Below are 4,824 nucleotides of genomic sequence, written 5' to 3' on the forward strand. Positions count from 1 at the left end.
CGTGCGAGCTTGTCTGACATGCAAACGACCAATTCTCTTCGGATATAATCATCTCATCTTAGCAAACACAACGAAAGCGCTCTCATGAACCTGCTCATCGTACGCAATAACTCCAATTCGCAAGCGATAGATGCATCGCTGCTTTTAGCCACTTACCTGGGAACACAGGGAATCGGCTACGCGATATTCGATTCGTCCGATCTTGAGGGCCTCGATCCCAATCCTCTCGTTTCGCAGCAGCTAGCCCGCGGCGTTGATCTGGCGGTCGTTCTCGGCGGGGACGGGACCATCCTACGCACGGCGCGCGCCATCGGTACCTCGGGCGTCCCGATTTTGGGCATCAACTTTGGAAGACTGGGCTTTCTCGCGAACGAGAGCGACGACGGTGTGGTCGCCATCGTGGCGGCGGCGCTCGCGGGAGAGACGGTGAGCGAGCGGCGCAGCAATCTGCGTGTCGATATCGTCTGCGAAGGGGAGGCCGACCCGTGGGCGTCAAGCGATGCGGACGGGTTGTTTGCCGAATTGCCCGATGAAAAGGTTTCCACTTGGTTCGACGAAGATGAGGATGCGAGTGCGGGCCTTTTGGCAGAGAATGCCCCGGGCCATACCTTCTTCGCCCTGAATGAGGCGGCAGTGACGCGCGGTGCGAACGGGCGCATCATCGATTTCTCGCTTTCCATCTCCGATGTCCCTATCGCGGACATGCGCGGCGACGGGCTTGTGGTTGCTACGGCGACAGGCTCGACCGCCTATGCGCTCTCCGCTGGCGGACCGCTTGTGGCACCCGGCTTCAACGGGCTGATCGCCGTGCCGATAGCCCCGCACTCGCTTCGCGCCCGTGCGATGCTCACCTCGGAAAACGATGTGGTGGAAATGGATTTGTCGCAGAATGCGGCGGGACGGGAGGCGACGCTGTTCATCGACGGAGACATGGCGAAGCTTCCGTCTCCCATCAAGCATATGTACGTGCGCCGCGGTGCCGAGCCGACGACGCTTCTGCGCTACAAGGGTGAGAATTTCTACGAATACGCTTCCTCGGCTTTCTTTTAGGGGCGGTGACCCCCGTCGAAAGAGCGTAAGCGACTCCTTGTAAAAGAGGGCGGTGCCTGCTTCGGAGTAGGCACCGCCCTCGAATGGTTTTACTGCTCGAGCACCCCGTGGCGCTCGTAGCGGGCAACCTGCTCGGGTTTGTTGTTCGCGCCCACGAGCACGACGCGCGGCGGGTTTGTGTCCGCCTCCTGCTCGGTCATCATCGCGTAGCACATGATGATGATCTTGTCGCCGACCGAGACGCAGCGTGCCGCCGCGCCGTTCAGGCAGATGGTGCCGCTGTCGCGCTCGCCTGCGATGACGTAGGTCTCAAAGCGCGCGCCGTTGTTCACGTCGACGATCGCCACCTTCTCGTACTCGCGGATGCCGGCCGCCTCCATGAGCGCCTCGTCAACGGTGATCGAGCCGACGTAGTTAAGCTCGGCCTGCGTGACCGTCGCGCGGTGGATCTTTCCCTTCAGCATATGCAAGAGCATGGGTCTTCTCCTTTCCGTGCGCTACATCTCGAAGATGAAGTTGTCGATCAGGCGCGTCTTGCCGATGTAGACCGCCATCGCCACGAGGACCGAGGAGTCGGCAACATCGACGGGTTTGATGCCGTCCCACGACACCATCTCGACGTAGTCGATGCGTGCGAGCGGCTCTGCTTCGATGATCGCACGCATGGCGCCCAGAATCGTCTTCGCGTCGCGCTCGCCTTCTTCCATAAGACGCTGTCCCTCGCGCACCGCGCGGGAGAGCACGAGCGCCACTTCACGCTCGGCGGGGGAGAGATAGGTGTTGCGCGAGCTTTTCGCGAGGCCGTCTTCTTCGCGCACGATGGGGCACCCGACGACCTCGACGTTCATGTTCAGGTCGCGAACCATTCTCCGCACGACGGCGAGCTGCTGCGCGTCTTTTTGGCCGAAGTACGCGCGGTCGGCCTGCGAGATGTTCATGAGCTTGGAAACCACGGTGCACACTCCGCGAAAATGCGTGGGGCGCGTTTTGCCGCAGAGCTCAGAGGTGATCTCCTCTACGTTCACGAACGTGCACGCATCGGGGGCATAGAGCTCGGAGGGCTCGGGGTGGAAGACCAGGTCGGCGCCGGCGTTCTCGATGAGCACGGTGTCGGCGGCGAAGTCGCGCGGGTAGGTGGCAAGATCCTCGTTCGGCGCGAACTGGATGGGGTTCAAAAACACGCTCACCATCACGCGGTCGCATTCGGCGACGGCGCGTTTGATGAGGCTCTCGTGGCCCTCGTGGAGATATCCCATCGTGGGGACAAGTCCCACGGTCAGCCCCTCGGCCTTCCATTGGCGCACGGTCTGCTTCGCCTGCTCGACGGTTGTTGCAATATTCATAGGAGAGTTGTCTTTCTTGCTCAATTAGTACAGTTTCTTGATGACGTCGTCGCCTGCGTGGAAGGTCTCGCTGTCGGCGGGGAAGGTACCGGCGCCGACTGCCTCGATGTAGTCGGAGAAGCCCTTGCGCATCACGTCGCCCACCTCGGCGAAGCGCCGCGCGAACTTGGGGGAGAAGCCGCTCGTCATGCCGAGCATGTCCTGGTAGACGAGGATCTGCCCATCGCATGCTGCGCCGGCTCCGATGCCGATGGTGGGAATCGAGATGCGGCTGGTGACGAGCTCGGCCAAGGCGGCGGGCACGCACTCGAGCACGATGGCGAAGGCGCCGGCTTCTTCAAGCGCACAGGCGTTGTCGAGGAGCGCTCGGGCGGATTCCTCGGTCTTGCCCTGCACCTTGAAGCCGCCGAAGGCGTTCACCGACTGCGGCGTCAGGCCCAGATGCCCCATCACGGGGATGCCTGCGGCCACGATGGCGCGCACCTGCGGGCAGACTTCGCGCCCGCCCTCGAGCTTCACGGCGTTCGCGCGGCCTTCCTTCAAAAGACGGCCGGCGTTGCGCACCGCATCTTCCACGCTCACCTCGTAGGAGAGGAAGGGCATGTCGCACACGATGAGGGCATGCGAGGCCCCGCGCGCAACCGCGTGGCTGTGGTGGATCATATCTTCCATGGTAACTGAGAGGGTATCTTCGTACCCTAAGATGACGTTCCCTAAGGAATCGCCGATGAGGATGCCGTCAACGCCCGCTTCGTCTTGAAGCTTCGCGGTCGAGTAGTCGTAGGCGGTCAGCATTGCCAACTTTCTGCCCTCGGCTTTCGCGCGCTGGAACGTGGCGACGGTCTGCTTGGAAACAGGCATAGCCGTCCCTTTCATTTGTATGCTTCGAGGCTGGATGCCTGGCCGTGTGCCGGGTCACCCGCACTCCTTGTGCAGCTGGACAGTATAGGCCGTGCAGCTGGTAAGGGAAAGGGAAAACAAGAAATCGCCCCGCAAATCACGCGATTTTGCGGGCGATTCTCGTTATTCGTGGGACGTCGGTGCATTCCGAGGAGGCCTTGCGCCGATCGTTGGGGCTTTGCGGGTGTTCTTACTTGTGGTAGTAGCGGCGCTGCTCGTATTTCGGCTCGCAGCAGACGTTGATGCCCAAGGTGCGATAGAGCCTCTCGTCGGTGGCGGAGAGGATCACGCTGAAGAAGGCGTCGCATCCACGCAGGTCGTCCACGTGGTCGAGAAGCTGCTGGGCAAGCGGGTCGGTCGCAGAGCTCACCGAAAGCGCGAGCAGCGTCTCGTCCGAGTGCAGGCGCGGGTTCTTCGAATGCAATGTCGAGGTCTTGAGCGTGCAGATGGGCTTGATCACGTCGTCGCTGATGACGTAGACGTCGTCGTCGACGCCCGAGACCGCCTTGAGCGCGTTCATCAGAAGGGAGGATGCGGCGCCCAAAAGCGGGGAGGTCTTGCCGGTGACCACGCGCCCGTCGGCGAGCACCATAGCTCCTGCCGGGCCGCCTGTCGTCTCCTCTTTAAGAAGAGCGGCCGAGCGCGCGGGCGAGAAGCTCGAGTCGATGCCCGCCTGGTTCATCAAAAGTTCAAGGCGCTTGACGCGTTCCTCGTGAATGCCGGTGCGGCGCGCGTCGACGGCGGCTTGGAAGTAACGGCGCACGATTTCCATCTTCGCGGCCTCGCGCACGGCGTCATCGTCCACGATTGCGAGTCCCGCCATGTTCACGCCCATGTCGGTAGGCGACTGGTAGGGGCTCTCTCCCGCGATCCGCTCCATCATGGTCTTAAGGACGGGGAAGATCTCCACGTCGCGGTTGTAGTTCACCGTAGTCTTCCCGTAGGCCTCCAGATGGAAGGGGTCGATGCAGTTCGCGTCGTCCAGATCGACTGTCGCGGCCTCGTAGGCGATGTTGACGGGATGTTTCAGCGGCAGATTCCAGATGGGGAACGTCTCGTATTTCGCGTATCCTGCCAGGTTGCCGCGCTTGTGCTCGTGATAGAGCTGCGAGAGGCAGGTGGCCATCTTGCCCGATCCGGGGCCGGGTGCGGTCACCACGACGAGCGGGTGCGTCGTTTCCACGAACTCGTTTTTGCCGTAGCCCTCGTCGGAGACGATGCGCGCGGTGTCGTAGGGGTACCCGGCGATGGGGTAGTGCAGGTAACTTTTGATGCCCAGGCCGTCGAGGCGCGAGCGGAATGCCACGGCGGAAGGCTGGTTCTCGAAGTGGGTGATCACGACGCCTGAGGTGGCGAACCCGCGCGAGCGGAACACGTCGAGCAGGCGCAGGACCTCCTCGTCGTAGGTGATGCCCAGATCTCCGCGCGTCTTTGATTTCTCGATATGGTTCGCGTTGATCGCAATGATGATCTCGACCTCGTCGACCATGGTCTTCAGCATGCGGAACTTGCTGTCGGGCTCGAACCCGGG

Annotated in this window: 5 protein-coding genes; 1 reads left to right on the forward strand and 4 read right to left on the reverse strand. The window is 62.0% G+C overall.

What is annotated here, in order from left to right:
- Positions 1–84: 84 nt before the first annotated feature.
- Complete coding sequence (locus Q0G18_RS08835) at positions 85–1,050, forward strand: NAD(+)/NADH kinase (RefSeq protein ID WP_297152148.1); 966 nt, start codon at positions 85–87, stop codon at positions 1,048–1,050.
- Positions 1,051–1,139: 89 nt separating this feature from the next.
- Here the strand turns inward: Q0G18_RS08835 and panD are convergent, their stop codons facing one another.
- The 4 genes from panD to Q0G18_RS08855 all read right to left on the reverse strand — a co-directional run.
- Positions 1,140–1,526, reverse strand: coding sequence for an aspartate 1-decarboxylase (panD, locus tag Q0G18_RS08840; RefSeq protein WP_297152151.1), 387 nt, complete (start codon positions 1,524–1,526; stop codon positions 1,140–1,142).
- A 21-nt stretch (positions 1,527–1,547) separates the two neighbouring features.
- Positions 1,548–2,393, reverse strand: a complete 846-nt coding sequence (gene panC, locus Q0G18_RS08845; protein WP_297152153.1) for a pantoate--beta-alanine ligase — start codon at positions 2,391–2,393, stop codon at positions 1,548–1,550.
- Between the two features lie 24 nt (positions 2,394–2,417).
- The gene (panB, locus tag Q0G18_RS08850; RefSeq protein WP_297152155.1) at positions 2,418–3,254 is read right to left on the reverse strand and encodes a 3-methyl-2-oxobutanoate hydroxymethyltransferase; all 837 of its coding nucleotides are present in this window, start codon (positions 3,252–3,254) and stop codon (positions 2,418–2,420) included.
- 229 nt (positions 3,255–3,483) lie between these two features.
- On the reverse strand, positions 3,484–4,824 hold a 1,341-nt coding region (locus Q0G18_RS08855; protein WP_297152158.1), incomplete at its 5' end, for a DUF1846 domain-containing protein.

This window comes from uncultured Ellagibacter sp. (assembly GCF_934636505.1).
In the GTDB taxonomy this organism is placed as follows: domain Bacteria; phylum Actinomycetota; class Coriobacteriia; order Coriobacteriales; family Eggerthellaceae; genus Ellagibacter.

Bases quoted from the DNA above. Each gene is read 5' to 3' on its own strand.
- panD (WP_297152151.1), bottom strand. From the start codon at position 1,526: ATGCTCTTGCATATGCTGAAGGGAAAGATCCACCGCGCGACGGTCACG.
- panB (WP_297152155.1), bottom strand. From the start codon at position 3,254: ATGCCTGTTTCCAAGCAGACCGTCGCCACGTTCCAGCGCGCGAAAGCC.
- Q0G18_RS08835 (WP_297152148.1), top strand. From the start codon at position 85: ATGAACCTGCTCATCGTACGCAATAACTCCAATTCGCAAGCGATAGAT.
- panC (WP_297152153.1), bottom strand. From the start codon at position 2,393: ATGAATATTGCAACAACCGTCGAGCAGGCGAAGCAGACCGTGCGCCAA.